This window comes from Acrocarpospora corrugata, from assembly GCF_009687845.1.
GTDB lineage: Bacteria > Actinomycetota > Actinomycetes > Streptosporangiales > Streptosporangiaceae > Acrocarpospora > Acrocarpospora corrugata.
The window spans coordinates 1-15,110 of the sequence record NZ_BLAD01000131.1 but is presented as its reverse complement, the minus strand read 5'-3'; the positions used below and the strand labels follow the sequence as shown (position 1 = coordinate 15,110).

Annotated in this window: 11 protein-coding genes and 1 tRNA gene; 4 read left to right on the top strand and 8 right to left on the bottom strand. The window is 63.2% G+C overall.

Annotated features, from left to right (window positions below):
- Positions 1-150: 150 nt before the first annotated feature.
- Positions 151-209: transfer RNA gene (locus Acor_RS40445), tRNA-Lys, on the bottom strand.
- A 362-nt stretch (positions 210-571) separates the two neighbouring features.
- On the opposite strand from Acor_RS40445, the gene Acor_RS40440 reads away from it, so the two are divergent.
- Positions 572-1,669 carry a hypothetical protein gene (locus Acor_RS40440; RefSeq protein WP_155342056.1) on the top strand — a complete coding sequence of 366 codons (1,098 nt, stop codon included), beginning with the start codon at positions 572-574 and terminating at the stop codon, positions 1,667-1,669.
- Between the two features lie 123 nt (positions 1,670-1,792).
- On the opposite strand, the gene Acor_RS40435 is transcribed toward Acor_RS40440, so the two are convergent.
- Together Acor_RS40435 and Acor_RS40430 are read right to left on the bottom strand one after the other, a co-directional pair.
- Positions 1,793-5,191: a DEAD/DEAH box helicase gene (locus Acor_RS40435; protein WP_155342055.1), complete on the bottom strand. Its 3,399-nt coding sequence runs from the start codon at positions 5,189-5,191 to the stop codon at positions 1,793-1,795.
- A gap of 85 nt (positions 5,192-5,276) precedes the next feature.
- Positions 5,277-6,041, bottom strand: coding sequence for a Hachiman antiphage defense system protein HamA (locus tag Acor_RS40430; RefSeq protein ID WP_155342054.1), 765 nt, complete (start codon positions 6,039-6,041; stop codon positions 5,277-5,279).
- Between the two features lie 625 nt (positions 6,042-6,666).
- Between Acor_RS40430 and Acor_RS40425 the strand changes: the two genes are divergently transcribed.
- Together Acor_RS40425 and Acor_RS40420 are read left to right on the top strand one after the other, a co-directional pair.
- Positions 6,667-6,921, top strand: a complete 255-nt coding sequence (locus Acor_RS40425) for a hypothetical protein (RefSeq protein ID WP_155342053.1) — start codon at positions 6,667-6,669, stop codon at positions 6,919-6,921.
- Between the two features lie 103 nt (positions 6,922-7,024).
- The gene (locus tag Acor_RS40420; RefSeq protein WP_174876268.1) at positions 7,025-7,390 is read left to right on the top strand and encodes a VOC family protein; all 366 of its coding nucleotides are present in this window, start codon (positions 7,025-7,027) and stop codon (positions 7,388-7,390) included.
- Between the two features lie 306 nt (positions 7,391-7,696).
- Here Acor_RS40420 and Acor_RS40410 read toward each other — a convergent pair whose 3' ends face one another.
- Together Acor_RS40410 and ago are read right to left on the bottom strand one after the other, a co-directional pair.
- On the bottom strand, positions 7,697-8,929 hold the full coding sequence (locus tag Acor_RS40410) for a PD-(D/E)XK nuclease domain-containing protein (RefSeq protein ID WP_155342052.1): 1,233 nt from the start codon (positions 8,927-8,929) through the stop codon (positions 7,697-7,699).
- The gene (gene ago / locus Acor_RS40405) at positions 8,926-11,265 is read right to left on the bottom strand and encodes a protein argonaute (RefSeq protein WP_155342051.1); all 2,340 of its coding nucleotides are present in this window, start codon (positions 11,263-11,265) and stop codon (positions 8,926-8,928) included. The genes Acor_RS40410 and ago overlap by 4 nt, the downstream gene beginning before the upstream one ends.
- 427 nt (positions 11,266-11,692) lie before the next feature.
- Between ago and Acor_RS40400 the strand changes: the two genes are divergently transcribed.
- Positions 11,693-12,850: a competence protein CoiA family protein gene (locus Acor_RS40400; RefSeq protein ID WP_155342050.1), complete on the top strand. Its 1,158-nt coding sequence runs from the start codon at positions 11,693-11,695 to the stop codon at positions 12,848-12,850.
- A 1-nt stretch (position 12,851) separates the two neighbouring features.
- On the opposite strand, the gene Acor_RS40395 is transcribed toward Acor_RS40400, so the two are convergent.
- From Acor_RS40395 to Acor_RS43865, 3 genes are all read right to left on the bottom strand, one after another.
- Complete coding sequence (locus Acor_RS40395) at positions 12,852-13,301, bottom strand: endonuclease/exonuclease/phosphatase family protein (protein ID WP_281353312.1); 450 nt, start codon at positions 13,299-13,301, stop codon at positions 12,852-12,854.
- Positions 13,301-14,848, bottom strand: coding sequence for an ISKra4 family transposase (locus Acor_RS40390; protein WP_155342049.1), 1,548 nt, complete (start codon positions 14,846-14,848; stop codon positions 13,301-13,303). The genes Acor_RS40395 and Acor_RS40390 overlap by 1 nt, the downstream gene beginning before the upstream one ends.
- Before the next feature lie 68 nt (positions 14,849-14,916).
- On the bottom strand, positions 14,917-15,110 hold a 194-nt coding region (locus Acor_RS43865), incomplete at its 5' end, for a hypothetical protein (RefSeq protein ID WP_218034809.1).

The following is a 15,110-nucleotide window of genomic DNA, read 5'->3' as shown; positions in this document are numbered from 1 at the left end:
ACCGCCCGGCTCGTGCTGACCGCCGCACGCAAGACGGCTCGTGTCGCCAAAGCGGCACACTCGGTCCGGGCGTGACTCACATGTGCCCCACAGTGACTCACGCTGTCATCGGGTGACTACCATAAAGGGTAAAGTCGCAGGTCAGATGGGTGGGGCGCCAGGGATTCGAACCCTGAACCTACGGATTAAAAGTCCGCGGTCTTTTGACTGCGTGAGCTGCCAAGGCCCGCGTGTCAGAGTGAGTTTCGCTCCGAATGCTGACTGATTCCACGGGTGACTCTTGGCCCCACTTTCCAGCGAGCGGTGGCCCCACCCACCGATTGCCACGACCTCGGCCGAGGAGATTTGGCCCCACCTACCGTGGTTCCGTCGTTGCTGCTTGAAGGCCGGCCACCCACGAGGGTGGGGCCAAATCTCGCTGGAACCAGGCACCCTCGACGAGCTCGAAGTGGAGCCAAAACAGGCCCGCAGGTGGGGCCAGAAGTCGCTGGTGAAATCAGCTGACGTCCGGCTGGCAGAGTTGGTGGATAACCGTTGGTCCTGGGTGGAGTGATTGGCGTATGGTCCCCTCGTGCCGGATCTCACGCCGCGTGAAGCGGGTCTTCGCTTGCTCGCGCTGGACCGCGACTACCTCTGGCAGGTCGGGCAAGCCTGCATTCGACGTCCTCAGGCGACTGTCTGGCCCATGCTCTGTACTCTGCAACACCTTGCCCTGATCAACTACGAGGGCAGGAAGTACTTGGAAAGGTTCGATCCAGGGCAGCTACCGGCCGTGCCATCGCTCGAAGGTGACGCCGTTAGGGCGTCTAGGCACGCCAACAAACTCTTCCTCGACACAGATAGATACGTCGACGGTGTCGCCGAGCACTATGGGCTGATTTCTAAGCAGCACCACCACGTCTTCTTCGCCGATGCGCGAGGGAGGCTCGGGAGATTGCTGGACTGGCTTCGAGATGATCTGGGGGTTGTACGCTATCGGCAGCACTTGATTGGCACAACGCATACGGTGCACTACAACTCCGGCCTGCCGCCCGAGGCGTTCGGCCCGGCCGCCGCCATGGGACAACGAATGCATGAGATGGCCAGGGGTATGGCGGCCTTCGCTCAACCTGATCCAGATTCCGTGGCCGAGGGCACGGCTTGCTGGCTCGACCTTGTGGACGAACATGAGGTGGAGAGCTCGGATGCGAAGTCCTGGAAACTTTACGAGAGTGTTTTTGCCGGGAATGTGCCGGCCAATATGGCGGCAGCGCTAATTTCGGTGCAAGCGGCCTGCTCAACAGCGGAGTTGCTGACGGGCGAGACACCACGTCTTCCGGGCGGTTCGTGGCCAGTGGCGGTGCTCAAGCTTCGATATATCACCTTGTTCCAGGTTCTCGACAGCCTGAAGCGCTTAGCTGAAGTACACGGCATGGCACTACCGGGCCCGGAGTTTTTCTCGCCTGAAGTTCAGGAAGTGTTGTCGCCGGGCGGAAGGGCATTGCGAAATACCTTGGTGCATTACGGGGTAATAATTCCCCGGGTTACCTCGCTTCCCGCTGACCGCCCTCTCTTCGGCCTTGTCGAGCTCCTTATGGGTGGCCTGAAATACGACGAGCTATGTGCAATGGTTGACGAACTGCTCCGTGACTCGAGCGAGTTCCTTCGAGGATGGTCTGGAATCCATTGACGACACCGACAAGGGCTGGAGTGGGGAATTCCGGCTGCCAGTCGCTGATCGGGCTGGAAGAGAATCCGGCGGCGGAGTCCTCCACGAGTCCTGTCCGGAATCGTTGGGGCCTTCAGCCGTCGCTTATGCCTTCGGCGCCTTCGGGACCAGGTCGCCTGGGCCGCGATAAAGCAGGCGGATCCCGGTGCCTGTGCGAAGTCGTCGAGCGCGCAACACGCCCTGGCGCTCGCGGTTGAGGAGAATGGCGGCTTCTCCAAGCAGGTCGTAGCCGATGGACCAGATCTCAATTTTGTCTGGTCCGTGGTTAGTCACGCGCAGCCACGTACCTGGGTCGGGTGCCGTCCCATACCAGGTGACCTCCTGTAAGTCCTCGGTGGTACGGCTCCATTGAAGCGAGCGCCGTGTCTGCGAGGGGTTCGCGAATGCCTCCCAAGCTGACCGTGACTCGGGTGTCGGCCAGTCTTCGCTGAGGGCGTGCGCGGGGTCGAGGTCGTCAATCCACTGGCGCATTTCAGCAGCCGAGTTGAATGTGGCGCCGGTGCTCATGACTGCTGAAATGGCCGCGAGGCGATGGTCGAAGCCAGAGCGTATAAGGATCGAGGCTGCCCGATTCAACGTCCCGGTCTCGATTGCGGAGACTGCCGTGCCCAACAAGGCATCGGACGCGGAGCTGCCCTGGGCGGTTTCGTAGACCCTGGCGGCCTCCATTCCCCAGACCAGCCGGTAGATCACGTCGGCCTCGATGAACTGCGCTATCGCGACGCGGTCACCGGGAAGATCGCCGAGGGCCAGACCGCGAACCCAGTGCCTCAACACCCCGCGCCAATCGCCGAGTGTCGTCTCGGGAGCGAAGACTTCCACCGCGAACACAATGTCGGCGATCGCCACGAGCAGGTCGGCGGCCGTCTCGTGGTCTCCCTCGACGATGGCGGCTTCGGCTTGGCCCGCCAAAGCGATGATGCTTCCAGATACCTGGGAGAGCTCAGATCCGGCATCGGCCCCCAACCCGGCCAAGAACCAGCCGCGGCGCTGCGACGGTGTGGACGTTACCCACAAGTGCCTGGTCCGGCTGTACACCAGTTCGCGCAAGGCAGCAGCTGAGGTGCCGTCATAGTGGCGAAGTTGCCGTTCCCACAGCGAATCGCGCAGGGTATCGGCGACGATCTGCGTCGCGGCGTCGGCTGCGGCGTACAAGTCGCTGTCTCCGACGACGCTCAGAATCCCGATGTCGAGCAACGCGAGGTTCGACTGCCAACTCGCGGCGGCGGCGGTCCGTCCCTCATCAGTCTCCTGGGACACAATTGGCAGGGACCAGTCGGGGCCGCCGGTGAGGTATTCGAGAAGAGGCTCTACCGAAGCGAGCCCCTGCGATGCGTACATCCTTCTCAAGAGTTCAACGCCGATTTCGATGAGTCCCGACCGCAGGGCCTTACCGCCGTCTCCCTGCGTGAGCTTGAGCCACTCCTGCCGACGCCCATAAGTCGGCTCGAAGATCGGATAGAGAACAAGTCCTTCGGTGTCAACGAACGCGCGGCCCGCACGCCCGATCACATTCGCGAACTCAGAGCCCTTGAGCATTTCCCTGCCGCGGTGAAGGCCATGGAAGAGTACCGCTGACGCAGACAGGTTCAGTCCCTGGGCGAGAGTGGGTGAGGCAATAGTTATCTTCAAGCTGCCCTGCCGCAATAGTCGCTCGATCTCGCGTCGGAAGGGACCGGGGAGCGCTCCGTGGTGGATGGCTACGCCCAGCCGAAGACACTCCAATATCGGATGATCGGCACCGAACCACTCGGCGCCCACGACGAGAGCGTCGTTAAGGTCGACATCCACGGGCAGGACGGAGGAAACAAGGTCTCTGCCGTAGAGATCGATGATCGCGCGGGCGTACGGCTCTACAAAATTCCGCTGGGGACAGAAGACAAGGACGGTCTGGCCTTCTTCGACCAGACGCCACGCGGTGGCGATGACGTGTTCACGTTGGTCCTTCGGGAACATCTTCCGACGCCGGCCGCTTGGCTTCTTCGCCTCGAAGAATCGCGGGATGAACGGTTGGTCGGGCCCGAGAGTGACGGTCAGCCGCGCATGGTCTCTACGCCACTCGACAAGGCCGAAGCGCTGCTGCGTGGGGCGCCACTCCTCGCGGTGCAGGCCGTCCGGGTCATCATCAGTGATCCATGCAACGAAGTCGTCGAGCTCGCTCCCGGACGGAAACACAGCCGAGAGGCACACCACGCGGCGCGTCGAAGCGTCTAGACGACGCAGGAGCCGCTGGATCTGCGCTTCGTAGCGGACCTCACGCTCGGAGGCTCCGATCATGTGCCCCTCGTCCAGGACAACCAGACCGACGTCATCGAGTACAGACGGGTCGGATCGAAGCGCGAAATCCAGCTTCTCCGGGGTTGCCACGACAATTGCGCTGGAGCTTAGAGTCTCCTCGTCGATGTCGCTCGTCCCCATGCTGCCGTAGAGGGACGAGACGCGGATGCCCAGCGGGGAAAAGGTCCGTGCGAGGACTTGCTCGGTCTGGGCGGACAAGGCTCGCAGCGGGGTGACGTACACCGTGCGTCGCCCTTGAGCAAGACACGCCAAGATCGACAGTTCGGCGATACGAGTTTTGCCAGCGCTGGTCGGCAGCGCGACGACGAGATCCCGGCCGTCCCGGAAAATTCTGTCGACGACGTGGAGTTGGGAGGGCCACAGGTCTATCTCAGAGCGTTCCCGCGCTAGGAGCGACTCGACGAAGGTGCGCCTGAGATAAGGCCACCGTTCGACGTTGTCAGCAACTCCTGGCGGTGGTTCGTTCGGGATGTTCGTCTCAAGGCTGGTGTCGAACAGGCCGCCGAGCAGATGTCGCGTGAGCCGGTAAACCCACCACGGCCCGGGGGCGCTCACGTCCGAGGACGCCCGTTCGCCAAGCCGCAACTCTTCGAGGGCCGCCTCGAGCAGGTCCCGGCTTCCGATCTCGATCGCGAACAAGGCGGCCGAGACCGCTGAGAGATAGTTTTCACTGAGGAGAAGGACAACGGGGCCGACCTGGTCGGGTGGGGTGTCTTCCCCGATGCTCTCTGCTGCGGTGAAGTTCAGCAACAGAGCGTCATCGGAGAGTTGGGAGGAGGAACGCAGCGACTGGGTCCGCCGCTCGACCGAACTCAAGTCGCGCAATATGAGGTCCGCCAGCGTCTGCTCCATCGGCGTTAACCGCCCCGACTGTAGGCTCGATTGGATCAGCGAGAACGCCCGCGCGGCGTAGCCGCCGAGATGGCTGGCCGCGCCGGCGACAAGTCCATGGAAGACCAAGTCTGCATCGGGCGTCGCATTCCGGGTGGCAGCCTCAAGGGCGTAAGAGCTCTGGATGAACCCCTGCTGTGCGATCACGATCTGCTCGGTCGTGTCCTCGTCTGCGGACTCCAACAGCTCAAGACTCGTGGCTAGCAATGCGTACCCGTAGTTGAGCAGGTCCGCGTCCAGAAAGGGACTGAACGCGGGTGCGTCCTGCGGCAGCACACCCTCGCGCCGGATCATAGATTGGGCCTGTCCACGAGCCAGTAGGCGCCCGCGGAAGCCGGCGTCGGTGGCTGCAGCAAGACTTTCTGCTAGATCTCGCGCCTCACGAGCCACCGGCGATCACCTTTTCGTAGGCGTTCTCAATGAACTCCCGGTGGCCTTGGACCCGAAGCGTGATCGCCAGCTGTGGCACGGCGCCCGCGTACGCCTGGAGATCTGCTGTCACGTGCTTACTCGGGTCACTGCTCGTGAAGAGGAACATCAGATGAGCGACGCGGTCGGGACGGACGCCTTCCAAGAGCTGCATGTCGAGCACGGCCTCGCCGACGTCACTGTCGGCCGTGGACAGGAGCCGTTCGGCGAACTGGGTGAGCGAATGCGGCGAAGGCAACTCATCGTTGCGTGCCAGACCTTCGCGAGCCTCCACGACGGTCGGCTTGCTCAGCGTGAGGCGGCTTTTCGCCTCGGCCTTGGCGATGTGGGGCTTGCCGTCGGCGTCGAGCTTTGCTCCAAGTACGTCATCCCCCCTCATCGCCCACTCTTGATGGTCGCGCTGGATGAGTCGGCTCGGTCCAACCACATACCCGCGCTCTTCGTGAAGGTAGGCCGTCGCGAGGATCTCGCCCATGTCCCCGGATCGGGCGCTTGCCTTGGTGGGAAGCTTGTTGCGGAGGAACTTAGCCACCGCATGCTTGCCGTGTCGCTCCGCGATCTTCGCGAGCGACTCGGATACGGCGTACGCGTCCGGAAGAGTCGCGGCGAGGGCCGCAACGCCCGCAGCATCGTCGTTCGACTCGATAACGCCGGCAAGGTGGTCGCCAACAGGCACGAATGTCCCGAGGGTGCACCAGGTCCCGAAGTCAGTCATGCTTCGCCCACACGTACATTCCCCCGGGGCCTAGTGTCTCCTGGACAAACTGTACCTAGAAGGCAGGCTCCGCCGCGTCCAGTTGCCTTCGCGATAGTGGCGTACTGCGGTTACGTGACACCGGAAGAACGCGCCGCCGCGAGCCCCTGACATCAGGGCCGTGTCCAAGATCGTGGTGTATGAATGGTGTAGGGCTCAAGAACTCGACTCACTTACAGCACAGAGCCCTTTGTCTGGAGGACCGCCGGGCCAACCACCCGGCTGACGGGGCGCCCGAAAATGTCGGAGCCGCCTGGTGAGATGACGTGGTGAGTAGTCTCTATACGAAAGATGGCCGGCCGCTTCGGGTGTCCGGCACGAAGCTCTTCTCCCAGTCCGGCACGTACGTCGGTCAGATCAAGGGCCGCAAGGTATACGACCCAAACGGGGCCTATGCCGGGACGATTGTGGGCGATCGTGTCGTGTACCGATCAACCGACAGCGCTTCCATCACTGGTCCGAGCATCAGTGCCCCACGAGCGGGCTCGGCCACCGTTCGTGCCATCCCGTCGGCGGTCTGGGGCGATGAGCCAAACTTTCCGGACTAACCCGGCTCTCCTAGGAGGCTGACGTCAAGTTGCGGGCGATGGTCCGTGGCGAGGAACTGAAGCGGACCGCTTTACTGCGCGCCTGGGACGCGGTCATCAGCGGAGGAGATCCGCACACGATCTACACGCTGGTCGATGAAGGCGGGCCGTTCACCCCGTGGCTGGAATCCGGTGAGGAGGCCGAGGTGACGCTGACGTCCCACGAACGGCTGCAGGGAAGCGGGCCGCCACCGTGCTATGGCGTGTATCGAAAGCGCCGGTCACAGCCACCTGTTGCTCTGCGGCAGGGGTAAACCGCTACTTCAGCGGTGGATGTGGCGAGTACGGTGTGGCTGTGGCCGGTGATCGCGTGCAGCGGCGGCTCACGGAGACAGACGCGCGGACGCGAAGGAGCGAATGGTGCCAAGCGCTGTACTGCGAGGGGTGACTCTGGACTGTGCCGACCCGCGGACGCTGGGGGACTTCTACGGAGCACTGACCGGGATGCGCAAACTCTTCAGCACGGACGAGTTCGTCGCTCTGACGGACGACTCCGGCTGTGATCTGGGATTCCAGAGGGTTGACGGATACCGGGCTCCGCAGTGGCCGGGTCAGGACGTGCCACAACAGTTCCACCTGGATTTCCGTGCTGACGACCTCGATGCGATGGAAGAGCTGGCTCTGGAACTCGGCGCGGCCAAACCGGACCATCAGCCCGGCGACGGACGCTGGCGGGTACTCCTGGATCCGGCTGGCCACCCCTTCTGCCTGACGTCTTCCTGACATCACCGGCGTTGACGGGTATCCCCTGTCAGACGCCGTAGCGCTCAGGCTTGGGCGAGCGGTTCATCAGCTGCTGGCCGCCTCGGAGCGGGTATGGCGTCAGGTGTGCTGGTCACAGCCACTCGTTGATGGCCGTTACCAGTACGGTTGCCTCGTAGCGGACCGCGAGCTTGTCGTACCTCGTGGCCACGGTACGGTGCCTTTTGAGGCGATTGATGCCGCACTCGAGCGCGTGCCGAGAGGAACACGGAACCCGCGACGAACGTCGGCGGTGGGACCCCGTTCCACGTAGCGCCCGGTGATCGTCTATTCCTGAGGGGAGACGATGACAACGGTCGGTAGCAGTCCCTCCAAGTCGGAAAGGTCGTGTTCGAGACCTTCGGGGTTGTCCAGGATGTGGGTGGGGTCGAAGACGAAGCAGAGCAGCATCTTGCAGTCGGGGTGCCCCCGGTATAGCTCCTTGTCGAGAATCAGCTGTTCAGCGACCTTCCTCTGAGTAAGGGACCTGCGGGTCATCTTCGTTTCTATGAAGATGCCCTCGCGCTTGAGCATCAGGTCGATTCGGCTAGCAGCTCCGGCGTGACTCGGGGTCCACTCCTCCATTCGCACGTCATCGAAGAAGCCGCGGAGTATTCCGCGAAGGAGGTCTTGGACGTCGTACTCGTCCCGGATGTCGACCAGACGTGGTCGGCTTCGCTGCCGCTCGGACAGTTCTCGGACGATCCTGGGGAACCTACGCATCAGCTGGGTGAGAGTTGTGAGCGCGCTCTGAGGTGTAGCGGTGCCGTCCGGCAGCCTCTTGTTCACTGCTGTGGAGAGCGCACAGTAGAGGACTGCCGCTTCGCCGACATCGGCTTCCGGGAGGCCGCTCAGGAGGACCTGGCGAAGGATCCGTGCCTCGATTTGTCCACACGGTTCGGTCACGCCGACCTGGGCCGCAATCTCCGGATGGAAGTCCGCCAGAAGCCAGAGGCCGGCGATCTCACTGGCGGTCAGATCGCCGTTCAGGTCGAATCGCGTTTTGGGTGAGCAGCCCAGCTCCGCTCGGGCGAACGTGTCCAACGTCCGGTGCCAGGGCTCGGCGCTAAGCCGATCGCTTCCCTCCTCAATGAGTTGGCGGAGCCATCTGCTGGGTTGTGGATATTTCGCTTCGACGGCGGCCACTCCTACCGCTATTCCGAGAAGTTCTGCGGGCCGGAAGAAAAAGGACTGGCGGTCGGTGGGGAGACCCCGTCTGCTGGACAATCGGTCGACGCCTTCGAGCCACATGTCGATGGGGACGATCGCGGTCCTGGGCGCGGTCGGATGGGCTAGGAGGTAGCCACAGCATGCCAGCACCGGTGCTTCTGTGGGGCGTCCAGCAAGAAGGTTCTCCAGGTCTCCGGGAGGCTGTCGGAAGAAGATCGGTATGCCAGCGTGGGCGAAGGCCCAGGAGGCGAGTCCGGCCGCAGGCGATGGCCAGGTCAATTCACGGCTTATCCGTCCGCTGATGCGTTCCACGACACTCGAGAGGCCATCTTCGATCACCGAGTCGGTCATAGGAACCATGCACTGTGCTTGAGCCGACTTGTATTGATCAGCGCCGGGGACCAGTCGGGGACTGCTTTGAGACGAACGAGAAGGTCAGCGATCAGCTCGGAGTAGTAGATGGTCACGGGCTTGCCCGCAGGAAGCGTCGATCGCCATGACAAAGAGGTGAACTTCAGAACCTGTTCCGTCAGATAGTCAAGATCTCGGAAGGTCGACGAGCGGTGGAGCTTGACGTGCATCGGGTGGGGGAGCGGCGAGCCTGGACGCTTGATCAGCGTCGGCCCGGTGACAGAAAGAAGTCGCTGGTCTTTGGTGAGCTGGACGATGGTCCCTCGGTCGGGCGCCATAACGCCACGGGCAGGTCCTCCGCCCCGGCTGCTCCTGCCGGGCTGATGAGGATCGAGCATGGTGAACGGATGGTCCGACCCGATGGTCAGGAACGCGAACTCGACCGTCTGGTCGCGGCCCACCTTCTGTACGCATTCAGCGATCAGGTGATCGAGCTTTTTGGTCCGCATCGGATTAGCGGTGTGACAAACGATCCGGACGATGTCTCCGGGCCGCCATCCATTGCGTTCCTTGATTTCCGAGAGTGCGTGTAGCACGGACTCTTTGAGTACCTCGGGGTACTCGATAAACGAGCAGGCTCTGGAAAGATTGCCGAGCAGATAGTTGCCATCACCTCGGAACACCGTCGTCACGCCGACGTATCGCTGCCGGTCGTGGTAGCGGCTACGCGCGTGCTCCGCGACACCGAGGCCGATGATGATCTCGTCCGCGATGGACAGGCGCTGGTCTACTGTCCACGGAATGCCGTTCAATTTGGCGTACAGGGATGTCGAGATGTTCTGGAGCCTGTGGCCCAGCCCCGCGTGCCGGGTGATCGTCGATGCCTTGATTTCCTGGCTGGGCACCGCCGCCATCAGAAGCATCGCTTTGGCGTGAAGGTATGGGTTTTCGTCCGCCGGCAGGTCTGCGTACTCGTCTGGGAGGATCACGATGGCGGCATCCGGCCTTGTCTCAGAACTGAGGGCTTGCTCGATCGATTTTCGGTATGCCTCGTGCGGCAGGAGCCTGGAGCAGTCGACTTGTTGCCATACGAACCTGGGGTTGGCCAGCCGGAATGTCGAAGCGAAGCCGCCCGGGTAGGCGTTGCCCACTTCTACTCCGTCCTTGAGAGCGCGCACGAACGTCTCCGCGGTTCCCTTGATCGTGTCGGGCGCGATGACGACGATCGTGGGGGACCTGTTGGCGAAGCTCTCTCTGCTGAATGGGCCATAGGTGGTGAGTCCCTGCCAGGCGATTTGGTGCTGCTTGGCTCTGGCCGGATCGAAGCAGTAGGCCACCGGGGCAGCGCGCCACACGCTCCGGTACTGCCTGGTTTTGATGATCGACAGACGTTCTCCGATCTGGCATTCGAGGCCTTCGCCCAGTTGGATCGGCTGCGCGCTGAGAAACTTCTGCATCTGGTCTAGCATTTCGTTGACGCCTGGGCCGCCAAGAAGTTCGCCCTCGAGACGTTGACGCTCCTGTTCGAACTTCTCGTACCTGTTGCCGAGGATCACCCGCAGGCAGGCCGCGAATGCCTCTCGTGACGGTTCGAGGACAAGTTCGTCGGCGTTCATCTGAGTGACCCCATCGAAGGACTCACGGAAGGTGACACCGGATCCGGTGAGCCTGTCGATCGTGCCCACCAGGGAGCGCTGGCCCCTGACCCGGTTCCGGAGAAGAGCGTCGAACCCTTCCAATCTCACGCCGGCTGCCGCAAGATCCGGAAGAGCCGCAGTGATCTCCGTCCTGGTGGTCAGCGTCACGAAAAGCCCCAGGAAGGCCTCTTCCGCCGGAGCGACGACTCGAGCTTCCAGCGCATATCTCGGTCTGATAGAAAACCCGGAGAGTAGCGGCGGCGGGTTAGGAATCTGGTCGCGGATTTCCCCAACGAACTCCCGTTTGCCTCCGAGGAACGTGAAGGGTCTGTCCTTGAAGGCAGCGTAGTGTCTGATGGATCGCGGAAGTGCATGATTGACCAGAAATGCGACAAAACCGAGATTGCGGGCAACCTCCAGGGAGATGCTTTTCCAACCGTCGGTGACGGCGCCGCTCATGGTCGGCATGCCAAAAAGTTGTGAACCTTGAGCCCACAGCGCCCACGACTCGCCTGCCCTTTCCCGGAGCTCGCCCAGGTCGGACGTATCTGGCCAGTCTTGGACGAAGGCGTCGAAGCTGGCCTGACTGACCTGGATGCGAAACCCGTTCAATCCAATCGCAACCTGACCGTAAGTCACATATCCTCCGCCGAACCGCTGCGATACCGGGCCTAGAAGCTCATCAGTGATGAACTCCACACCCTAGGCGACGCCTCCGACAGAAAACGTAGACGCGGCTGAGCTGAGGCGTGCCAGCGACTCTTGGTGCAAAAGGCCACTTAAGTGATCGTTGTGCACCAAGGTGTTGCCAAGGACACACCGCCTGGCACCGCCGCTCGGGCCCGGCAGCAAGACCATGGAGAGCATTCAGCAGAGAGGATCATCGCCATCATCGTGGCGAGATCTTGATCTTCTGCACGTGCCCATTGGACGAAACGAGCGACTTATCATTGGTACTGCGGAAATCTCCCAAATGATCCTTGGTTCCAGGGCTTTCTTGCGCATGCCCAGAACTGCAATCACGTTATGGATCACGACCATTACCAGCAGAAACGGGAGGCCAGTCTTTGTCGGGATCATCACGGATACTTGCAACACCCCCTGAGCGCAGGGAGGCGGGCGGATAGTGGCTTCCAGCGTCTACCACGTCGGCCGCGACCTCGAACTCAACCTCACAGAGCCAGATCTTGGGCACCCGGAATTACCTGGCCTCTGGGAGGAGCTCCGTGCCGACAGCAACCTCCCGGTCCCTGAGCGCCTGCTCCAGTGCATGCAATGCCGGGACAAGCGGCCGGACTGCCCAGAGTGGATGTTCCTCACCGAGAGGTACGGCGTCCGCTTCGCCACCCATCACAACTCAGCTGTCCGAGACCATCCGTCCAACGAGAGCGATCAGCACAAGGCGATCAAAGAGCGTATTGCCAAGGCAGCCATACTCGGTGGGTTCACCGTCGAGGTTGAGAACCGTGCCAAGGACGGTCGCCGCCGAACTGATGTGCTCGTGAAGGGCGCCGCCGACCTGCTTGTGGGGCACGAAGTCCAGTTGGCCTACGCCAGCCTCGCGTCCGTCAAGAAGCGAACCCGCCGCGCCCGTGCCGACGGCATCACCCCGCTGTGGACGACCGTCGATCCTCAGCGGGACTTCATCAATCACGTTCCCTGGGCACAGACTGACAACTTCCCCTGGAAATACATCGCCGAGGGCGGCGCTCTCCAGATCCGAGGCGGTGTGCGATCGCTACACATGGAGCGCTGCAACATCAACAACCCCGAGCCATGCCCTGTGCGCAGCCCCGGCAGATGCGGCCAACTCCACGGCACGTGGGCCCCCACTTTCCCGTACCAGCTTGACGACCTTGTACGTGACACGGCGGCTGGCGAGTACGTACCCGTGATCATCGCCGGGAAACGACTGAACCGCCGATGGTGGGTCCGCACCGAAGACCGTGACCGCTACGCCGATAGCAGCGGAGGGCTTGTCACAGAGGACGACCTACTCCGTGGCCAAGCGCCGAAGACCACCGACACCATGATCCCGCGTCCCCTTGACGGCGAATGCCGCTTCGGACAGGACAGCGGTGTCCGCGCAGCACCACGACCAGCTCACGACAGTGACGACACCGACGTGCCGGTGATTACTGAGGCGGCGCAATGGCCCAGCCCACCTGTGTTGACTCCTCTGCGTCCCGGTATGTGCCGTAGCGGACTGGGACCCTGCAACCAACCAGCTCGGCCCTACCCGAGCGGATGGCGCTGCGAGGAACACCGCCCAGGACGCAGCTAATCTAGTCCGCTTCGGTAACGCGTAGACCGATGGGGAAGTGGTCGGAGAACCCTTCTTGGTTGACCTCGTTGCCCATGCCGCCGAACGGGACAGGGCTGGGGTAGGTGCCGGGATTGACCATTCCGTCGAACTTGAGGATCTGGACGGAGTCGGCGTCGACGGCGAGGGTGGCGTCTTGGCGGGCCATGTTGGCGTTGACCAGGAACTGGTCTAGGAGATTGGGTTCGTTGTTGAAGTAGAAGCTGCCTTCGGGGAGACCTATCGCGGGCCACATCAGATTCCACAGCCGCGGGGTTTCCGCTTTGAGTACTCTGCGCCGCTGGCGGGTGCTGAGGGCATGGGTGACCAGGGAGGTGTCGAACGGCTCGTCGTTGAAGTCACCCATCGCAAGGACCGGGGTGCTCGCGCCGTGCTCTTCAGGGTGCGGATCTTTTCCAGGGACTGCGGTGATCAGGCTGCGAGTTGGTATCCGTCCTGGTAGCGGGTCTGGTGGACGCGGTGGTGTTCTTGTTGGAGGTGGAAGGCCCAGTAGGGTTCGAGGTGGCCGTTGCTGATCACTGCGCGGAGCTTGAGTACCGCTTCGGCGCCGTCGAGTCCCCATCTGGCCCCAGTGATGTTCAACCGGTCGGCGACCAGATGCCTGCACGCGCCCTCAACGATCCCGGTGGCGATCGGCCAGCCCGCCGCGAGCGCGCCGGCGTAGTCGAGATGGTCGCGTTTGGCCGTCAGATATTTCACGCACGTCTGGATGCCTTTGCGCTGCTCGGGGTTCAGCCCGGCGGTCCGTGCCTGGCGGCGCAGCTCGGTGAGGGTTTCCTCCAGCCGTCCGGATAAGATCGCCAGGAGCTGGATCGCGACCCAGGTTTCGGCGGCAGGGTCGCCCGGGGTGTGTAGTGACCATGCCGCTTTCCAGACATATTCGGCGAGGTGGATGAAATCGACCACGATGTGCACGTCTACCTGATGTCGCCTCGCTTGGGAGCCGACCAGGTCGAGCTGGTGCCGGTCGCCGTCGACCAGCACCACCCAGCGCCTGCGGTGCTCGGGGTCGCGGGCGGCGGCCTGATCGAAGGCGTCCGCGATGACGTCCCCGGCCGAGCGTTCCACCGAAGCGGTCAGCCATTTGCCGGTCGCTTTCGGCCCCTGCCGCCGTCGCCCCGGCCCGTTCTGTGTCGCGGAGCCGGAGCCGGAGCCGGGGAATGTGATCACATCGTGCGGGCGGCGCATGGCGGGTTCGGCGTCGTAGACGGCCGCGACCGTGGCCATCCTCTTGCGTCCGCTCTTCTCCCCACCGGCCAGCCGGGTCCGGTAGGTGTTGCCGCCCTTGACCGCGGCGGCCCTGGCCGTTGCTGGCCGCAGCGCCTCGGGACGCATCGGGACTCCCTTGCCGTCGCAGCTGATCACCAGCAGGGTCGCTGCGGTGCACGGCAGCGGCACGCGGGCCTCATAGAACGCCTCCACATCCCGGGCCGCCGCGATGACCAGCCGTTCGACCTGCCGCTTGGCCACCACCTTCCCGCAGCAGCGCCTGATCGCCGTGACCGCGTCATCGAAGGAGCCGCGTACCGCCTCCAGGGCGGCGTGCTTACGCAGCCCGTGTGAGTGCCGTCCGGCCGGCAGATTCAGCCGTGCGTCCGCCGGATGCAGATTCGCCCTCCCGCTCGCGCGAAAGGCCGCCCGGCGCACCGTCACCGGGCCTACCACACTGGCCAGACACCGTTCATGTCCCGTCTCGATCATGCGATGCGCTACCCCGCCGGCATCTGCCGGCACCGGCCTTCGGCCGGTCAGGGCCCGCTCTTCACGCACCGCCCGCAGATCCAGGTGATCCTGCAGCAGCAGCCGCAGCAACTCCCGCCCTCGGACCTGGAGGAGATCCTCGAGTTGATCGTGGGTCATCGCCGCCGCATCCGCGCTCAGATCTGCGACCAGACCGTTGAAGAAAGTCGTGGAGGCTGCAAAGAAGTCAGCGCTCGCGGCCGTGTCGTAGCCTGTCACCGGGCTCTCCTTCCCCTCGGTTCGTACGGACTTCGCACTCCCGAATCTAAGGAAGAAGAGCCCGCTCTTCACCCCTCCCGAACGCTAGAAGCCTGATCTACCAGGGCGAATATCCCCGGCGAGTCCTGCCTCAGCCAGCCCCGCGACACCAGACGCCGCAGCTTTCCCCGCAGCCCCTCCACCGTCGAGGCGCTGTCACCCAGCCCCAACGCCAACGCGATCTGCTTGGATCGCAGCCCATGCCCCGCATCGGTGATCACTT